The sequence below is a fragment of the Citrobacter sp. Awk 2 genome (genome assembly GCF_028069815.1).
GTDB lineage: Bacteria > Pseudomonadota > Gammaproteobacteria > Enterobacterales > Enterobacteriaceae > Citrobacter.
Genome location: NZ_JANEWL010000005.1, coordinates 14,549 through 31,733, shown reverse-complemented (window position 1 = coordinate 31,733; position 17,185 = coordinate 14,549). Strand labels below are relative to the sequence as shown.

General features: G+C 52.7%; 17 protein-coding genes. 6 read left to right on the top strand and 11 right to left on the bottom strand.

What is annotated here, in order from left to right:
- The first annotated feature begins 181 nt into the window (after positions 1-181).
- Positions 182-3,295 (top strand): multidrug efflux RND transporter permease AcrD, encoded by a 3,114-nt coding sequence (gene acrD, locus NNO02_RS02550; RefSeq protein ID WP_271448590.1) that lies wholly within the window; start codon positions 182-184, stop codon positions 3,293-3,295.
- A gap of 74 nt (positions 3,296-3,369) precedes the next feature.
- Here the strand turns inward: acrD and ypfM are convergent, their stop codons facing one another.
- Positions 3,370-3,429 (bottom strand): protein YpfM, encoded by a 60-nt coding sequence (ypfM, locus tag NNO02_RS02545; protein WP_001386977.1) that lies wholly within the window; start codon positions 3,427-3,429, stop codon positions 3,370-3,372.
- 388 nt (positions 3,430-3,817) lie between these two features.
- On the opposite strand from ypfM, the gene NNO02_RS02540 reads away from it, so the two are divergent.
- The 3 genes from NNO02_RS02540 to NNO02_RS02530 all read left to right on the top strand — a co-directional run bounded on the left by NNO02_RS02540 (position 3,818) and on the right by NNO02_RS02530 (position 5,655).
- Entirely contained in the window at positions 3,818-4,192 is a 375-nt protein-coding gene (locus NNO02_RS02540; protein WP_271454143.1) for an ArsC family reductase, read from the top strand.
- 107 nt (positions 4,193-4,299) lie between these two features.
- Positions 4,300-5,427 carry a succinyl-diaminopimelate desuccinylase gene (gene dapE, locus NNO02_RS02535; RefSeq protein ID WP_137384763.1) on the top strand — a complete coding sequence of 376 codons (1,128 nt, stop codon included), beginning with the start codon at positions 4,300-4,302 and terminating at the stop codon, positions 5,425-5,427.
- Between the two features lie 27 nt (positions 5,428-5,454).
- Positions 5,455-5,655, top strand: a complete 201-nt coding sequence (locus NNO02_RS02530; protein ID WP_003835080.1) for a YpfN family protein — start codon at positions 5,455-5,457, stop codon at positions 5,653-5,655.
- A gap of 92 nt (positions 5,656-5,747) precedes the next feature.
- Here NNO02_RS02530 and ypfH read toward each other — a convergent pair whose 3' ends face one another.
- From ypfH to dapA, 6 genes are all read right to left on the bottom strand, one after another.
- Complete coding sequence (gene ypfH, locus NNO02_RS02525; RefSeq protein ID WP_271454142.1) at positions 5,748-6,446, bottom strand: esterase; 699 nt, start codon at positions 6,444-6,446, stop codon at positions 5,748-5,750.
- A 73-nt stretch (positions 6,447-6,519) separates the two neighbouring features.
- Positions 6,520-8,535 (bottom strand): tRNA(Met) cytidine acetyltransferase TmcA, encoded by a 2,016-nt coding sequence (locus NNO02_RS02520; RefSeq protein ID WP_271454141.1) that lies wholly within the window; start codon positions 8,533-8,535, stop codon positions 6,520-6,522.
- Between the two features lie 15 nt (positions 8,536-8,550).
- Positions 8,551-9,417: a KPN_02809 family neutral zinc metallopeptidase gene (gene ypfJ, locus NNO02_RS02515; protein WP_202038085.1), complete on the bottom strand. Its 867-nt coding sequence runs from the start codon at positions 9,415-9,417 to the stop codon at positions 8,551-8,553.
- A gap of 128 nt (positions 9,418-9,545) precedes the next feature.
- The gene (gene purC, locus NNO02_RS02510) at positions 9,546-10,259 is read right to left on the bottom strand and encodes a phosphoribosylaminoimidazolesuccinocarboxamide synthase (RefSeq protein ID WP_003835086.1); all 714 of its coding nucleotides are present in this window, start codon (positions 10,257-10,259) and stop codon (positions 9,546-9,548) included.
- 111 nt (positions 10,260-10,370) lie between these two features.
- Positions 10,371-11,405: an outer membrane protein assembly factor BamC gene (gene bamC, locus NNO02_RS02505; RefSeq protein ID WP_271454140.1), complete on the bottom strand. Its 1,035-nt coding sequence runs from the start codon at positions 11,403-11,405 to the stop codon at positions 10,371-10,373.
- A 16-nt stretch (positions 11,406-11,421) separates the two neighbouring features.
- A complete protein-coding gene (gene dapA, locus NNO02_RS02500) occupies positions 11,422-12,300 on the bottom strand; it encodes a 4-hydroxy-tetrahydrodipicolinate synthase (RefSeq protein WP_271440159.1) in 879 nt (292 codons plus the stop codon).
- A 145-nt stretch (positions 12,301-12,445) separates the two neighbouring features.
- Here dapA and NNO02_RS02495 point away from each other — a divergent pair, with 145 nt between their 5' ends.
- Entirely contained in the window at positions 12,446-13,018 is a 573-nt protein-coding gene (locus NNO02_RS02495; RefSeq protein ID WP_003037954.1) for a glycine cleavage system transcriptional repressor, read from the top strand.
- On the top strand, positions 13,018-13,488 hold the full coding sequence (gene bcp / locus NNO02_RS02490) for a thioredoxin-dependent thiol peroxidase (RefSeq protein WP_137384768.1): 471 nt from the start codon (positions 13,018-13,020) through the stop codon (positions 13,486-13,488). The genes NNO02_RS02495 and bcp overlap by 1 nt, the downstream gene beginning before the upstream one ends.
- A gap of 108 nt (positions 13,489-13,596) precedes the next feature.
- On the opposite strand, the gene iadA is transcribed toward bcp, so the two are convergent.
- The 4 genes from iadA to NNO02_RS02470 all read right to left on the bottom strand — a co-directional run bounded on the left by iadA (position 13,597) and on the right by NNO02_RS02470 (position 17,124).
- Positions 13,597-14,760: a beta-aspartyl-peptidase gene (iadA, locus tag NNO02_RS02485; RefSeq protein ID WP_271454139.1), complete on the bottom strand. Its 1,164-nt coding sequence runs from the start codon at positions 14,758-14,760 to the stop codon at positions 13,597-13,599.
- Between the two features lie 11 nt (positions 14,761-14,771).
- Positions 14,772-15,233, bottom strand: coding sequence for a YjiG family protein (locus NNO02_RS02480; RefSeq protein WP_271440253.1), 462 nt, complete (start codon positions 15,231-15,233; stop codon positions 14,772-14,774).
- A gap of 1 nt (position 15,234) precedes the next feature.
- Positions 15,235-15,894, bottom strand: coding sequence for a nucleoside recognition domain-containing protein (locus NNO02_RS02475; RefSeq protein WP_271454138.1), 660 nt, complete (start codon positions 15,892-15,894; stop codon positions 15,235-15,237).
- A gap of 165 nt (positions 15,895-16,059) precedes the next feature.
- Positions 16,060-17,124 (bottom strand): AI-2E family transporter, encoded by a 1,065-nt coding sequence (locus NNO02_RS02470; protein WP_005121878.1) that lies wholly within the window; start codon positions 17,122-17,124, stop codon positions 16,060-16,062.
- Positions 17,125-17,185 lie beyond the last annotated feature (61 nt).

Below are 17,185 nucleotides of genomic sequence, written 5' to 3'. Positions count from 1 at the left end.
ACGGCAAAGCGTCGGAAAGCCTGAATTCAGGCCTGACGGCATTGGCACAAAAGGTACGCTGTAAACGGGCATGATAATTTACATTATCTTCTTTTTTTCTCCACGTTTGCTCCGTACCTTGCCGCTACAGTGAAGCAAGTCATACGCATAAATATACGCAGAAACACGAGGTCCCCTTTTAATGGCGAATTTTTTTATCGATCGCCCCATTTTTGCCTGGGTGTTAGCAATCCTGTTGTGCCTGACAGGAGCCCTGGCTATTTTTTCGCTGCCCGTTGAGCAATATCCAGACCTTGCGCCGCCAAACGTGCGGGTAACCGCAAACTATCCAGGCGCATCTGCACAAACTCTGGAAAACACGGTGACCCAGGTTATCGAGCAGAACATGACGGGTCTCGACAATCTGATGTATATGTCATCCCAAAGCAGCGGAACCGGTCAGGCGACGGTGACGCTTAGCTTCGTGGCAGGGACCGATCCTGATGAAGCTGTACAGCAGGTGCAAAACCAGCTGCAATCGGCGATGCGTAAACTGCCACAGGCGGTACAGGATCAGGGTGTTACGGTGCGAAAAACCGGGGATACCAATATTCTAACCATCGCTTTTGTGTCTACCGATGGTTCAATGGATAAGCAAGATATTGCCGACTACGTGGCGAGTAATATTCAGGACCCGCTTAGCCGTATTAACGGTGTTGGGGATATTGATGCTTACGGTTCACAGTATTCCATGCGTATCTGGCTCGACCCAGCCAAACTTAACAGCTTCCAGATGACCGCCAAAGATGTGACTGACGCTATTGAGTCACAGAATGCGCAAATTGCGGTTGGGCAGCTTGGCGGTACGCCTTCGGTGGACAAACAGGCGTTGAATGCAACGATCAACGCGCAGTCACTACTACAAACGCCGGAACAGTTCCGCGATATTACACTACGTGTTAACCAGGACGGCTCGGAAGTCAGACTAGGCGATGTGGCAACGGTCGAAATGGGGGCCGAGAAGTACGACTACCTCAGCCGGTTTAATGGCAACCCCGCGTCCGGACTTGGTGTCAAATTGGCCTCTGGTGCCAATGAAATGGCAACAGCGGAACTGGTCATCAACCGCCTCGATGAGCTGTCGCAGTATTTTCCGCACGGGCTGGAATACAAGGTGGCATATGAAACCACCTCTTTCGTCAAAGCGTCGATTATCGATGTGGTGAAAACGCTGCTCGAAGCAATCGCGCTGGTTTTCCTTGTGATGTACCTGTTCCTGCAAAATTTCCGTGCGACGCTTATCCCGACAATCGCCGTTCCCGTCGTCCTGATGGGTACCTTCTCCGTGCTTTACGCCTTTGGCTACAGCGTTAACACCTTAACAATGTTTGCGATGGTGCTGGCGATCGGCCTGCTGGTTGATGACGCTATCGTGGTGGTGGAAAACGTCGAGCGTATTATGAGTGAGGAAGGTCTCTCACCACGTGAAGCGACGCGAAAATCAATGGGGCAAATCCAGGGCGCGCTGGTCGGTATTGCTATGGTGCTGTCGGCGGTCTTTATTCCAATGGCCTTCTTCGGCGGTACGACTGGGGCCATTTATCGCCAGTTCTCGATTACTATCGTCTCCGCGATGGTGCTGTCCGTTCTGGTGGCGATGATCCTCACCCCTGCCCTGTGCGCTACGCTACTTAAACCGCTGCATAAAGGTGAGCATCATGGTCAAACAGGCTTCTTCGGCTGGTTTAACCGGATGTTTAACCGCAACGCTGAGCGTTACGAAAAAGGCGTTGCCCGGATCCTGCATCGCAGCCTGCGCTGGATACTGATCTACGGACTGCTGCTTGGCGGGATGGTGTTCCTGTTCCTGCGCCTGCCAACGTCCTTCTTGCCATTAGAAGACCGCGGGATGTTTACCACCTCGGTACAGTTACCGAGCGGCTCCACGCAGCAGCAAACATTAAAAGTCGTTGAGGAAGTCGAGAAGTACTACTTCACTCACGAAAAAGACAACATTATGTCCGTCTTCTCCACGGTTGGTTCCGGTCCTGGGGGGAACGGACAGAACGTGGCGCGCATGTTTGTCCGGTTAAAAGACTGGGATGAACGCGATACCACCACCGGTACCTCCTTTGCCATTATCGAACGCGCGACCAAGGCCTTTAACAAGATTAAAGAAGCCCGCGTCTTCGCCAGTAGCCCTCCGGCCATCAGCGGCCTTGGTAGTTCCGCGGGTTTCGATATGGAATTACAGGACCACGCCGGCGCAGGCCATGACGCGCTAATGGCTGCACGCGACAAATTAATTGAGCTTGCCGGGAAAGACGCTTCACTGACCCGTGTTCGCCATAACGGTCTGGATGACAGTCCGCAACTGCAAATTGATATCGATCAGCGTAAAGCCCAGGCGCTGGGCGTTTCCATTGACGACATCAACGACACATTGCAGACGGCGTGGGGCTCCAGCTACGTAAACGACTTTATGGACAGGGGCCGCGTGAAGAAGGTTTACGTCCAGGCTGCGGCAAAATACCGCATGCTCCCGGACGATATTAACCTGTGGTACGTGCGCAATAGCAGCGGCGGCATGGTACCTTTCTCCGCGTTTGCCACTTCGCGCTGGGAAACCGGTTCACCGCGTCTGGAGCGATATAACGGTTATTCTGCTGTTGAAATCGTCGGCGAAGCCGCACCCGGAGTCAGTACGGGTACGGCAATGGACGTGATGGAATCGCTGGTTCGCCAGTTACCAACCGGATTTGGCCTTGAATGGACGGCGATGTCGTATCAGGAACGGTTATCGGGATCTCAGGCTCCTGCCCTGTACGCCATTTCGCTGTTGGTCGTGTTCCTGTGTCTGGCTGCGCTGTACGAGAGCTGGTCGGTACCGTTCTCCGTTATGCTGGTCGTACCGTTGGGGGTCATTGGCGCACTGCTGGCGACCTGGATGCGGGGCCTGGAAAACGATGTTTATTTCCAGGTCGGCTTATTAACGGTAATCGGGCTATCGGCGAAGAACGCGATACTGATTGTTGAATTCGCCAACGAGATGAACGAAAAAGGGCACGACCTGCTCGACGCTACGCTGCATGCGTGTCGCCAGCGTTTACGTCCGATTCTCATGACATCGCTGGCGTTTATCTTCGGGGTACTACCGATGACAATCAGTAGCGGTGCTGGCTCCGGTGGCCAGCATGCGGTTGGGACCGGTGTAATGGGCGGGATGATTTCAGCCACCATTTTGGCGATTTTCTTCGTCCCTCTGTTCTTTGTGCTGGTGCGTAGACGCTTCCCGCTGAAGCCACGCCCAGAATAATCGGGCACAAAAAAGGCGACTTACGATGAGTCGCCTTTTTCATCCTTTTCAGGATATGAATTTCTTCCAGAAAATTATTTACGAAGCATCACTTCGATAAAGTCTTTCCAGTTCCCCAGTTCACGTTCAATCATAACAACCTCTCTTATTATTATGGGCATTCTACGAAATCATCCTCATTAAAAGAAGATAATTTAACCGATGGTTGTGATTACATCCTCCAGTACTTGGGGTCATGTCATCACTATGCGCTATACCCATAAATTTTATGTGACTCACTGCAATATTTTGAAATATTCACACATAATCTACGACTTTGCCAATTTTGATGGAAAAACAGACTGATGCAAACAGGTTAATTCTGAAATACCGCTCGACGTGAAATTTTGGAACTTTCAGGAATCATTATTCACCGTTGTTCAACAATGTTATATTTTTCTATAACGAATGAATGACAATATGTATTATCAGAAACGCGACAATACAAGAATAAGTATTCAAAATACGTTAATAAGGATTCACATGATCACCCTCTACGGCATTAAGAATTGCGATATAATTAAAAAGGCCCGACGCTGGCTGGAAACGCAGGGTATTGACTACCGCTTCCATGATTATCGTGTCGACGGTCTGGACAACGCGCTGTTACAGTCCTTTATCAACGAGTTAGGCTGGGAGGCACTGCTCAATACGCGGGGAACCACCTGGCGCAAACTGGATGAAGCAACGCGTAATCAAATCACTGATGCCACTGCTGCCGCCTCATTGATGATTGAAATGCCTGCAATTATCAAACGCCCATTGCTCTGCGAGCCGGGTAAGCCTATGCTGCTTGGTTTCAGTGAATCCAGTTATACTCAATGGATTTCGGGCAGCGGGAAGGCAACCAGCGAATGAGCCACAGGAGCTTACTAAAGTCAGTGACTGGAGTGAGTGAATGCCATCGCCGCACATGCAGCTTGAAAGATGACGAGTATTTGCAGTTTTTTAATGAGGTATAGTCTATGTCGTGCCCGGTTATTGAGCTGACACAGCAGCTTATTCGCCGACCTTCCCTGAGCCCGGATGATGCCGGGTGCCAGGCGTTAATGATTGAACGTCTGCGTGCGGTAGGTTTTACCGTTGAGCGAATGGATTTTGGTGACACACAGAATTTTTGGGCATGGCGCGGAAAAGGTGAGACCCTGGCATTTGCCGGTCACACCGACGTAGTGCCCGCAGGCGATGTTGATCGGTGGATCAATCCGCCGTTTGAACCGACCATTCGCGACGGCATGCTGTTCGGGCGCGGTGCGGCCGATATGAAAGGTTCGCTGGCGGCAATGGTCGTGGCGGCAGAGCGATTTGTCGCCCAACATCCGAACCATCAAGGGCGTCTGGCATTTTTGATAACGTCTGACGAAGAAGCCAGCGCTAAAAACGGCACCGTGAAGGTCGTTGAAACGCTGATGGCGCGCAATGAGCGGCTGGATTATTGCCTGGTCGGTGAGCCGTCCAGCACCGAAATCGTCGGTGACGTGGTAAAAAATGGACGCCGTGGTTCCCTCACCTGCAACCTGACTATTCATGGCGTACAGGGACATGTGGCCTATCCGCATCTGGCTGATAACCCGGTGCACCGGGCGGCGCCAATGCTCAATGAGCTGGTGGCGATTGAATGGGATCAGGGCAATGAGTTCTTCCCGGCAACCAGCATGCAGATTGCCAATATTCAGGCAGGCACGGGCAGCAACAACGTCATCCCTGGCGAACTGTTTATTCAGTTCAACTTCCGCTTCAGTACCGAATTAAACGACGAAATGATTAAGTCGCGGGTACTGGAACTGTTGGACAAGCACCAACTGCGTTACACAGTAGACTGGTGGCTTTCCGGCCAACCGTTCCTGACCGAACGCGGTAAACTGGTGGATGCAGTGGTGAACGCCATTGAGCACTATAATGAGATTAAACCGCAGTTACTGACGACAGGCGGGACATCCGACGGGCGCTTTATTGCCCGCATGGGGGCACAGGTGGTGGAACTTGGGCCGGTCAATGCCACCATTCATAAAATAAATGAATGCGTCAATGCCGCCGACCTGCAGCTGCTTGCCCGTATGTATCAACGTATCATGGAACAACTCGTCGCCTGATGAGTGTTCCTGCAAGAGGAAATGAGCATGGACTGGCTGGCAAAATATTGGTGGATTTTAGTGCTGGTGTTTCTGGTGGGGGTACTGCTGAATGTGATCAAAGATCTTAAGCGTGTCGACCATAAGAAATTTCTCGCCAATAAGCCGGAGCTTCCCCCGCATCGTGATTTTAACGATAAATGGGACGATGACGATGATTGGCCGAACAAGGATCAGCCGAAGAAATAATTTGTAGGCCGGATACCACATCTTACGTTGCTATCCGGCACTATCACTTACTGTCATGCCGGATGGCGGCTTCGCCTTATCCGGCCTACAGGTTAAATCATCTCAATCACATCATCATCGTGAGGCTTACCACCGCTCAGCGCTTCATCAAAGTAGTGCTTCGGTACGGTAAAACGCAGATGATCGAGCGCAAACTGCATGCTGTGTTCATCGATGGCGTGCCCCAGATTTTCGACGATATCCAGCGTCACATCCCCACCTGCACGAATTAACGCTTCCTGCGCAGCAACGGCATGAGATAACTCAATCACCCGATCTTCACCGCCGTGAATCAAATGCACCGTGGTGGCGGTGGTAGCCGCTTCCGGCAAGGTGGCGTAACGACCATTAAAGGCAATGACCCGCGATGCCAGCTCCGGCTCAGCTTTGATACTCTCGAGTGACATAATCGCCCCCTGAGAAAAACCAATCAACGCGGTAGCCTGAGGTGAAACACCACTCTGTTTCTGCCAATAGCGAACGGTTTCGATAAACACCGGCATGATGGCATCAATACGCGCCTGACGGTTCTCTTCTGTTACACCCTGAACCGAAAACCACTGACGCCCACCGGCTGCGCCATAAGGCTCAGCGCCACCAATACTGACAATCAGCGCGTCCGGAAACAGTGGTGCAAACCAGGAACCAATTTCGCCCATGGCTACCGGATTATCGCCGACACCATGAAACAGCAACAGCAACTGTTGAGCGGGTTTATCGGGACTTTGAACAACAAAATGGTCATGTTTCATGGCGATCTCCTTAACTGATGAGAATTATTCTACGCCGCTTAACCGTAATGACCATGCCAGGAAATTGAAGATGTTAGTGAAAAAATTGCCATTGCATAATGCGATTACGTAACTGTTGCTGACGTTCGATATCCAACTGCGCTAACGCCTGCGCCGCCTCTTCACGCTGAACCAGCAACAACGCTTTGCGCCCCGATACCTTCAGCCGCTTGCACAATTCCGCGTCACTGCATTGTTCCTGTAAACGCCCTCGCAGCGCCGGGAGAGGCTGTTCACAGTGCTGGAGCAGACGACTCAGACAACCGAGTGATGTGAGTAACGGCCGATGCGCGAAGGCAAACCCTGCCAGCTCATCCCAGTCATCATCATTAAGCGTAGACGCTTTCAGTGGAACGACCGGGATACACTCATCATTCCATTGTGCGAGGATCGCCGCATCACGACGCAATCGCTGATGCTCCCGCTCAGCCAGGCGCTGCCCTGCATCACTGATAGGAAGCAACGCCATTGCCGTATAGCACCCGCTGCTGGCTTCACGATGATTCCCCATCCGCACCATGACAAAACCGCAGCGCTGCCAAAAACGCCACAACTCGGCCGTATAACCAAAACTGACGGAAAGATAGTCACACTGCGAAGAATACTGATGGGCCTGCATAATCAGTTGCTGCCCGATACCTTCCCGCTGACGAGCAGGATGAACCGCAATACGGCTAACCCGCCGGCCAACCAGCGTTGCGGCCAGCGGATCGCTGCCATGCGCCGCCAGTGACTGCGCAACCAGGTTGCCTCTTGGCCGACGATATCCCGCCCACACAGCCTGACTTAACGCTGTGGATAGGCCACCCTCATCCACCAGCCAAACAGCGCCCGCAACAGCGTCCACGCCCGATGCCTGAAGAAAATGCTGCCCCGGCGCATCCATCATCCGGCGCAGATCCAGTGGTGAAGTGCGATAATGCGCGCCGGAGAGCAATTGATAGACCGCCAGCGGTAGCGTCGGGTTGGTATGCCAGACATTCGCATCAAATGCGCTGAAGCGAATCTCACCCTGTGGTGCATGAGTAAAGGTTTCATCATCAAACACCAGCGCATCGCTGACAATTTTTTCCAGTGGGCATCCCTGTGCCCAACGCACTGGCTGTTGTAATTCATAGCGTTGCAGATTTGGGAAGCGAGCGCAGAATTTCAACAAAAACCCTCTGCCGGTTCCCTCATAGCCCTGAACGGTTGTCGTTAACAGCGTGCGGGGAAAACGTGAAACCAGCTGGTGCAGAAGCGGTGCAGGAATAGCAGCCGCTTCATCAACAACGAGCCAGTCAGCCGTTACAGCACTGGCTAACAGCGCGTCCGGCGCCATAAAGCAGTAGCGTTCCCCGGCAAATTGCGCCAGTACATCCGTTGCCGCTTTCGCCGGTGCGGTAACGATGGCCGTCCCCTTCATACGCGAAATCAACTGCCCGGCCAGCGCAGATTTGCCCCGACCACGCGCGGCGGTCACCGCAACCACACCCGGAGGCATATCCAACAGGTGATGTAAAATCGTCGCCTGTTCCGGCTGGGGATCGCCATTTGCCGGCTGCCAGTCTGCTCGCACAGGAAAATGCGGATAGGATTTCGCCTGATGCTGTTGCCAGTGCAGCATTTCCCCTTCACGAGTCACTGCTCGCCTGAAGTGTTCAACAAAGTGTGGTGTTGGGATAGGTTTGGCGCAGTCGCTCCAGCGCAAGGAATCCACGTCCGGAGACGTTTGCCAGGCCTGCCAGGGTGGGGTCAGCAACACCAGCCAACTCCCGGCGCGGAGCGTGCCGCTGAGTGCGGCAAATGCCGCGGCGTCAAACCCCTGTCCGGCATCAAAAACGGCATGGCGAAATTCGCGCCCTAACAGCGTTTGTAGCGCCTGGGGTGTGCAACCAGACTCAGCGGGGGCTGTCGCCCCCACCCACAGCCAGTCGCCGGGTAATGTATTGCGTAGCGCTAACGCTTGGGCCTGGCACCAGTTTTCTTCGCCGCTGATTATCAGCAGACGACGAATCCCTTCTCTGGCCATGCGTTCTGTGAGCGCACTTAGTGCAGCATTGTCAGACATCCCTGCCTCAATATCTTAAATGCCTTTGCCAAAGGTATTACATTGTCCCGGATCGCCACTGTCAAAGCCGCGTTTAAACCAGGTATAACGTTGCTGCGAGGTGCCGTGAGTAAAGCTATCGGGCACAACGCGCCCTTGCCCTTGCTGTTGTAAACGATCATCACCAATGGCCTGAGCGGCGTTTAACGCCTCTTCCAGATCGCCGGATTCAAGTACACCCTGCTGCTGCATACTGTGTCCCCAGACACCCGCAAAGCAATCCGCCTGCAGTTCCATACGAACAGAAAGGCGATTCACTTCGGCCTGAGAGGCATTCTGCTGCATCTGACGAACTTTCGGTTCAATACCCAGCAGTTTCTGCACATGGTGGCCCACTTCGTGCGCGATGACATAGCCCTGAGCAAAATCGCCATCAGCGCCCAGCTTATTTTTCATGTCATCATAGAAGGAAAGATCGATATATACCGTGCCGTCCGCTGGGCAATAAAACGGTCCCATCACGGACTGGCCCGCACCGCAGCCGGTACGCGTCGCACCACGATACATCACCAGCTTCGGCTGTTGATAGGTGCGCCCCATTTTTTCAAACTGCTGACCCCAGGTATCTTCGGTCGTAGCCAGTATCACTGAGGTAAATTTTGCGGCTTCATCATCATTTGGGCTGATGGAGCGTGTGGTTTGCTGTTGCGAAACAGGCTGACCGGTCATGAGTCCGGTGAGATCCACACCATAATAGCCCGCGACAAGCACCACAATCAGCAGAATGATACCGCCTTTACCACTCGGCAAACGAAAACCGGGCCCCCCCATAGAAGGACCACCACCGGCGCTATTTCGTCTGTCTTCCACATTGTCACTTTCACGACGCCCTTGCCAGCGCATAGTCACCTCAACTTTTTATTCATTATGTTGATGATCGTAGGCGGTTCGGAACAGGATTACCATAAGAAACAGTAATCAAAATCGGGGGGATTGATGAGCCGGAGAGCGATCGCCGGCTCAGGGAGGCGTTAGTCTAACTTCACACCCAGACGATGCGCGACAGCTTCATAGGCTTCGATCAGGCCGCCCAGACTCTGGCGGAAGCGATCTTTGTCCATTTTATCCAGCGTTTCTTTGTCCCACAGACGACTACCGTCCGGTGAGAATTCGTCGCCCAGCACCACTTCACCTTTATACAAACCAAACTCAAGTTTGAAGTCGACCAGAATCAGGCCTGCATCATCGAACATCTTTTTCAGCACGTCGTTGGCTTTGTAGGTCAGCTCTTTCATACGTGCCAGATTCTCTTTGCTCACCCAACCAAAAGTTTCGCAATAGGAATCGTTAATCATTGGATCGTGCATAGCATCATTTTTCAGGAACAGATCAAACAGCGGCGGATTCAGTTCAATACCTTCCTCAACGCCTAAACGCTTAACCAGTGAGCCTGCCGCGCGGTTACGTACCACACATTCAACCGGCACCATCTCCAGTTTTTTCACCAGACATTCGGTATCGGAAAGCAGTCGCTCCATCTGGGTAGGAATGCCTGCTTCTTGCAGTTTGGTCATAATGAAATGGTTGAATTTGTTATTCACCATACCTTTACGGTCAAACTGTTCAATGCGCGCGCCATCCCCTGCTGACGTATCATTGCGGAATTCGAGCACCAACAGGTCCGGGTTTTCCGTGCTGTATACGGTCTTCGCTTTACCACGATACAACTCAGCTTGCTTTTGCATCTTTATTACTCCTGGGTGTGAATTAACGATAAATATTGCGTTTTTCTGCTGACGCACACGTTTGCGTATCATATCAGAAAAAAAGGGCTGGAGTTATCCAGCCCTTTATTTTTACTTACTGAACGCTGCCTGGAAGACGGCGACCAGCGCGTCGTTCTGGCTTTGCGTCAGGGTATGTCCCTTCGGATCGATAAACTGCAAACTACTGCGGTTGTCTAAATCACCGACCTGCAGTTTGTAGTCGCCGGATACCAGACCCGGATCGCTTGCGCCCAGCTCCTGCCAGTTACTGTCTGACAGTGGTTTGTAAGTCACCGCGATGCTGCCCTGAGAACGGGTGCTATCGGTCACTTTCATGCCCACTTTTTCCAGCGCTGCCGGCAGACGCTGCCACACCACGTTGAACGGCCCACGTACCACCAGCATCGGTAAACCGGTGTCATCAGCCGCACTCTGAACGTCCATCGTCGCGGCAGAACGGTTCTGCGCGGCATTCGCAGCGTCAGTGGCGTTCTTATCCAGACCAGCAGAGATAACGTTCATCATCTCAGCGCTATAGCGCTGCATGGATGCCGGATCGGCTACCGGTTTACCCGCCTGCTCGAGGTTAATCAATTTCACCGTCACCGCCTGCTGATAGCCCTGCGGTTTAACCGAGATTTGATAACGTCCACGGTACTGTTCGTCTTCATCCAGACGGTTCCAGTCAACCCAATCGGTGGTCAGCGTCTGGCTGGCATCATCACGTTTCGCGATGGTGTAGTTTTTAGACTGAACAACGCTCACGACCTGCGGCCACAGCGTGTTGCCACGACCATTTTCCACCAGCAATGTCGCCGTATCGCCCGCAATCTGAGTGCGGGCACCAGTGACTAATGCTAACGGCTGAGCCGGTGGGCGAATGTCCAGCGCTTTACCCACGGCACCGCTGCCGTTGGTTACCGGGATGTTATAATCGCCGGTCATAACCGGCAGAATCATCCCAGCTGGCGCGTGAAGCTCAGCAAGCGGTGCGGCCTCCAGATAGGATTCATCACCGCTCACCTGGCGCTTATAGCGCGAGTCAGAACTACAGGCCGCGAGCAACATAACAAGCGAAACACCCGCAACCTTGGCCAGGCGCGACTTTTGTACTGAGTAAGCCATCAAATCTCCCTAAACTTTACAGCAAACCGGCATGCTTAAGCGCCGCTTTGACGATATCACGAGCATTGTCCGTGATTGGCGTCATCGGCAAACGTAGCGTATCGGTCGCCACAAGTCCCAACTCCTTACATGCCCATTTCACTGGGATAGGATTGGGTTCGACAAATAGTTTATTGTGTAACGGCATCAGACGTTGGTTGATCACCCGCGCTTCGGCAAAATGCCCTTCTGCCGCCAGTTTGCACATTTCAGCCATATCGCGTGCCGCAACGTTAGCCGTTACGGAAATCACGCCATGACCACCGAGCTGCATGAAGTCCAGTCCGGTCGCATCATCACCGCTGAGCAGAATAAAATCGTCTGAAACCAGCTCTTTGATCTGGTGAACACGACTTAAGTTCCCTGTGGCCTCTTTGATAGCGACAATATTTTTTACCTTCGCCAGGCGACCAACGGTTTCCGGCAGCATATCGCAGCCAGTACGGGACGGCACATTATACAGAATTTGCGGCAGGTCAGTATGTTCCGCGATGGCTTTGAAATGCTGGAACAAACCTTCCTGAGTTGGGCGGTTGTAATAAGGCGTCACCGTCAGGCAGCCGACAACACCGCTGTCGTTGAAACGCTGCGTCAGACTAATGGCTTCTGCGGTCGCATTGGCGCCCGTTCCGGCGATAACCGGAATACGCCCATCGGCCAGCTCCAGCGTCATCATTACCACATCGCCATGCTCATCATGACTCAGGGTAGCGGACTCACCGGTGGTGCCAACCGAAACGATCGCCGAGGTGCCGCTGGCGACATGATAATCAATCAGTTTTTTCAGGCTCGACCGGCAGACTTTACCTTTCTCATCCATCGGCGTAATAAGCGCGACAATACTTCCCGTGAACATGGGCCATCCTCTGTGCAAACAAGTGTCTCAATGGTACGTTTGGTACGACAATAAAAGCAAGCGACCATAGCCCTTCTGATTGTTGTATGCATGTTTTTTTTATGCTTTCCTTATGATTACCTCACCGCTCAAAGGAAGAACAGGTTTGACATCGTCATCGCAACACTATCTGGTCATTACTGCGCTGGGTGCTGACCGCCCGGGAATTGTGAACACTATCACCCGTCATGTCAGCAGTTGTGGCTGTAATATCGAAGACAGCCGACTGGCCATGCTGGGTGACGAGTTTACGTTTATCATGTTGTTATCCGGAACCTGGAATGCCATCACCCTGATTGAATCAACTCTGCCTTTGAAAGGCGCAGAGCTGGATTTATTGATTGTGATGAAGCGTACGACGGCTCGCCCCCGCCCGGCGATGCCCGCCACGGTATGGGTGCAGGTCGATGTCCCCGACTCTCCTCATTTGATTGAGCGCTTTACCGCCCTTTTTGACAGCCACCAAATGAATATTGCGGAACTGGTTTCGCGCACACAGCCGGCAGAAAACGGCAAGGCTGCACAATTGTTTATTCAAATTACCGCACATAGTCCTGCGTCACATGATTCGGCAAATATTGAGGATGCGTTTAAAGCACTCTGTACAGAACTCAATGCGCAAGGCAGTATTAACGTCGTCAATTACTCACAGCATGATGAACAGGATGGAGTTAAGTAATGAACCCACTGAAAGCCGGTGATATTGCACCGAAATTTAGCTTGCCGGATCAAGACGGAGAACAAGTAAATTTAACCGACTTCCAGGGACAGCGTGTTCTGGTTTATTTCTACCCGAAAGCCATGACGCCCGGCTGTACCGTACAAGCCTGTGGCTTGCGCGATAACATGGATCAGTTAAAAAAAGCCGGTGTTGAGGTGCTGGGAATAAGCACCGATAAACCAGAAAAGCTTTCCCGATTTGCGGAGAAAGAAGTGCTTAACTTCACGCTCCTGTCTGATGAAGATCATCAGGTTTGCGAGCAGTTTGGCGTCTGGGGTGAAAAGTCATTTATGGGTAAGACCTACGATGGCATCCACCGCATCAGCTTCCTGATTGATGCCGAAGGCAAAATTGAACATGTGTTTGATGATTTCAAAACCAGCAATCACCACGACATCGTGCTGAACTGGGTTCTGGAAAACGCCTGACCGTGAAATGCCGGATGGGCGGTGTGAACGCCTTATCCGGCCTACAAATGCACGCACGTAGGCCGGATAAGACGCTTTAGCGTCGCCATCCGGCAGATAACCACCCGGTTACTCAAACGTCCCTTTAACGCACGCCTTTTTCTCTTTCACCACGGCTTTCCCCTTCGCCCACAGGTCATTCACTTCCAGCGCGTCGTTCAGCACCAGAATGTCCGCATCGCATCCCACCGTCAGACGGCCTTTATGCGCAAGCCCAAGAAACTCCGCGACTGTGCGTGTAAGCGGGCAAAGCGCCTGTTCCAGCGGTATCGCATGAATCTGCACCAGTTGACGCACCGTTTCCGCCAGTGATTCAAATCCTGCGACGCCAATCCCTATCAGATTACCGGACGCATCAAATTCCGGTTGGCTACCGTTGCCATCCGAGCTCAGGGTAATACGCGATAGCGGCACTTCGTGGCGCAATGCTGTAGCGATCGCCGTTGCCGGATCAACAGGCTCATCAATACTGCTGGTGATATCGATATAGCCCCCTTTCCGGGCATAGTCTAACGCCGCATGGAACAACGGTTCCGCGCGATTAACATGCGTTGGCAACAGTTTGGTCATCGGTACATCGCAACATGCCAGAATTTCATACAGCGGTTCCAGCATGCGCGGACTGTCCCCCATATGAAATACGCTAATCCCGGGTTTTTGCCCTAATAACCCACCAACACGCGACTGAGCCACCATGTTCGCCAGCGCCGTTGCATTTGGGGCAGAGGAGCGATGATCCGAAACTGCGCATTTCACGCCAATCACTTTGTCAATTAGCGCGACATCGCGGTCAATACTGCCGGTTATCGTAGGTGAAGGTAGAGAATATGCCCCAGTGAGCATCCAGGCGCTGATCCCCTCAAATTCCAGAGCACGGGTTTTCGCCAGCAACGACTCAGGATGACGGGTAATACCGTCCGTTCCCAACAATCCCACGACGGAAGTGATACCGGCTTCAACCAGTCGTGACAGACGTACTTCCGGCGTGCGGGTGTGCGGTCCCGCTTCCCCACCACCGCCAATCAGATGGACGTGTTGGTCGATAAAGCCGGGACAAACAATTGCCCCTTCAAGATTGATGCACTCACAACCGGGAAAATCTTCTGCCGCAATAGACGGGGCGATGGCGACAATTTTTCCGCCAGAAACCAGAATATCCTGTTGGCCTAAATCTTCAGGTGCGTATACGTGTCCATGCTGGAACAACGTCAAATTAAGAATGGAACAGTTCATAACCTTCCTTGTCAGGCAATAACCTGCATAACCCAAATAGAGAGCAGCGCATTAATCACACAGACTGCAATAATCAGCGGGTAGTAGCGAGGATGGACTCCCGCCGTTCCCAGACAACGTCCAACATTTTGTACCGGATTCCCCATCAGGTAGATAGCCGGTAGCAATACCGTAGCATCATGTCCTGAAAGCGTACCTGCGACAACCAGGCTTGCACAAACGCCGACGCCACCGCCCATACTCATCACCGCCGCCAGCAGCACGGTGGCAGACTCCCCCGGCAGTCCCCACAACGCCATGATCGGTTCACATACCCTGCCTACGATGTCGAGTAACCCCGTCACCTTCAGCGCCTGAATAATCACAAACGCCATCACCACGTTAGGTAGCAAGCTGGTCGTGGCAATGGTAAACCCGCGTCGTGCGCCATCGATAAACATATCCATGACATTTTTACGTACGTGCGTTGTCATCTCAGGCCTCCTGCTGCGTACGGCGATTTTCCAACTGCGCAATCCATAAGCGCAGCAGGTTAGCCCCCACAAACTTGAAGACAAGGATCACCGCCAGCGGCGTAATTACCGGAACGGTAACCATCGTAAACAGCGCGGCTCCCGAGGAAAAATAGTTGGTAATACAGGCGCTACCGCTGGTTTGCCAACAAGCAAAGATGGCGCGTTCCTGCTCGGTAATGATCCCCGCTTCGGCCATTTCCTTAGTCATCCCGGCCGCCGCATCGGTATTTTGCAAATTCGCGATCAGCGCCAACGAGCATACACCCGGGATACCGAGTAAAGGTCGTAGAACAGGCGTCATTAGCTGTTGTGCCGCGCGCAGCCCTCCAAGCCCTTCGGTTACGGAAATAATCCCGAGAGAAAGAATGACGGAAGGAGCCAATTCAAGTGCGAATAAAAAACCATCTTTTGCCCCCATACCGCCCGTACCGCGAAAAGAGACCGCCGTTTCGCCAGCCGTGTTAATTTGCCCAAACGCACCGTTGAGGAGGGTGAAATCAAACACCCGCCACCATTCGGTACTTTTCGCAAACATGCCGGAAAAAAGGACAATTGTGATAAAAAAAGCGAGATAGCCGCCCCATCCCACTTTTTGCTGCGTGTGTGTGTTGTGACCCATTTAATTCTCCTGTTGGTCTTATTCCTTGCGTGACGAAAAACATCACGAGGGCCAAGTTAAAGACAAACGCGGAGAAAAACGATACCGGAGGAAATTATTCAGAAAGAGTGGATAGAGGTCAGACAAGTTCAGCTCCGGCGGCATTGCGCCGTCGGAGCTGACGGATTAGCGATCGTCAACCGTCTGACCATCCGGCCAGGCATGCACCACGGCTTTGATTAGCGTCGCCAACGGAATGGCAAAGAATACCCCCCAGAATCCCCACAGACCGCCGAAAATAACGACCGACAGAATAATCACCAATGGATGCAGGTTTACGGCTTCGGAGAAGAGGACGGGAACCAGCAGATTGCCGTCCAGCGCCTGGATTATCAGGTACACGGCGAAACAGCTCCAGAACTCCGTTCCGAGTCCGAACTGAAACAACGCCACACCAACGACCGGAATAGTCACCACAAACGCGCCGATGTACGGGATTAGCACAGAGAACCCCACCAGCACTGCCAACAGCAGAGAGTAGTTAAGACCAAACATCAGGAAGCCCAGCCAGGTTGCAACACCGACCACCACCATCTCCAGTACTTTACCGCGGATATAGTTGGTGATTTGCTGGTTCATCTCTTTCCAGACCTGTCCTGCCAGTCCACGATTTCGCGGCAGCACCCGGCGCACAGCATTCAACATCTGGCTTTTATCCTTCACCAAAAAGAACACCATCAATGGGACAAGCACCAGATACACCGCCAGTGTCAACAGCCCAACCAGAGAAGCCAGCGAATATTTCACCACTGAATCGCCCATGGTGAGCATCCGGGAACGCATATTCTCGGCCATCGCATCAATGATGCCCGCATCCATAAGCGCCGGATAACGTCGCGGTAAGGTGGCGGCAAAGTCAGACAACTTGTTGAGCATGCCAGGCATATCGCGGATCAAATAGATGCCTTGCTGCCATGCGACAGGCATTACCACAAACGCCATCAGCAGCAAAATTCCGACAAACACCACCAGCACAATTGACGTCGCCCAGCGCCGCGAGCAACCGATATTTTCCAGCCGGGCGGTAGGCCATTCCAGCAGATAAGCCAGCACAATCGCGACCAGCAGCGGCGCTAACAGACCGCTAAAGAAGAACAGGATGCCAAAACCGGCAACCAGAATAATCAGCAAAGCAATAGCCTCTGGGTCGCTAAAGCGGCGGCGATACCATTGCGTCAACATTTCGAGCATAAAACCTTCCCTGAACCTCAATAGCGGGATTGCGATCCCGAATTGTATCGAAATGTCACAA

What these genes read in the sequence shown, in the direction of transcription:
- acrD (WP_271448590.1), top strand. Translation starts at nt 182, where the DNA reads ATGGCGAATTTTTTTATCGATCGCCCCATTTTTGCCTGGGTGTTAGCA.
- NNO02_RS02540 (WP_271454143.1), top strand. Translation starts at nt 3,818, where the DNA reads ATGATCACCCTCTACGGCATTAAGAATTGCGATATAATTAAAAAGGCC.
- dapE (WP_137384763.1), top strand. Translation starts at nt 4,300, where the DNA reads ATGTCGTGCCCGGTTATTGAGCTGACACAGCAGCTTATTCGCCGACCT.
- NNO02_RS02530 (WP_003835080.1), top strand. Translation starts at nt 5,455, where the DNA reads ATGGACTGGCTGGCAAAATATTGGTGGATTTTAGTGCTGGTGTTTCTG.
- ypfH (WP_271454142.1), bottom strand. Translation starts at nt 6,446, where the DNA reads ATGAAACATGACCATTTTGTTGTTCAAAGTCCCGATAAACCCGCTCAA.
- NNO02_RS02520 (WP_271454141.1), bottom strand. Translation starts at nt 8,535, where the DNA reads ATGTCTGACAATGCTGCACTAAGTGCGCTCACAGAACGCATGGCCAGA.
- ypfJ (WP_202038085.1), bottom strand. Translation starts at nt 9,417, where the DNA reads ATGCGCTGGCAAGGGCGTCGTGAAAGTGACAATGTGGAAGACAGACGA.
- purC (WP_003835086.1), bottom strand. Translation starts at nt 10,259, where the DNA reads ATGCAAAAGCAAGCTGAGTTGTATCGTGGTAAAGCGAAGACCGTATAC.
- bamC (WP_271454140.1), bottom strand. Translation starts at nt 11,405, where the DNA reads ATGGCTTACTCAGTACAAAAGTCGCGCCTGGCCAAGGTTGCGGGTGTT.
- dapA (WP_271440159.1), bottom strand. Translation starts at nt 12,300, where the DNA reads ATGTTCACGGGAAGTATTGTCGCGCTTATTACGCCGATGGATGAGAAA.
- bcp (WP_137384768.1), top strand. Translation starts at nt 13,018, where the DNA reads ATGAACCCACTGAAAGCCGGTGATATTGCACCGAAATTTAGCTTGCCG.
- iadA (WP_271454139.1), bottom strand. Translation starts at nt 14,760, where the DNA reads ATGAACTGTTCCATTCTTAATTTGACGTTGTTCCAGCATGGACACGTA.
- NNO02_RS02480 (WP_271440253.1), bottom strand. Translation starts at nt 15,233, where the DNA reads ATGACAACGCACGTACGTAAAAATGTCATGGATATGTTTATCGATGGC.
- NNO02_RS02475 (WP_271454138.1), bottom strand. Translation starts at nt 15,894, where the DNA reads ATGGGTCACAACACACACACGCAGCAAAAAGTGGGATGGGGCGGCTAT.
- NNO02_RS02470 (WP_005121878.1), bottom strand. Translation starts at nt 17,124, where the DNA reads ATGCTCGAAATGTTGACGCAATGGTATCGCCGCCGCTTTAGCGACCCA.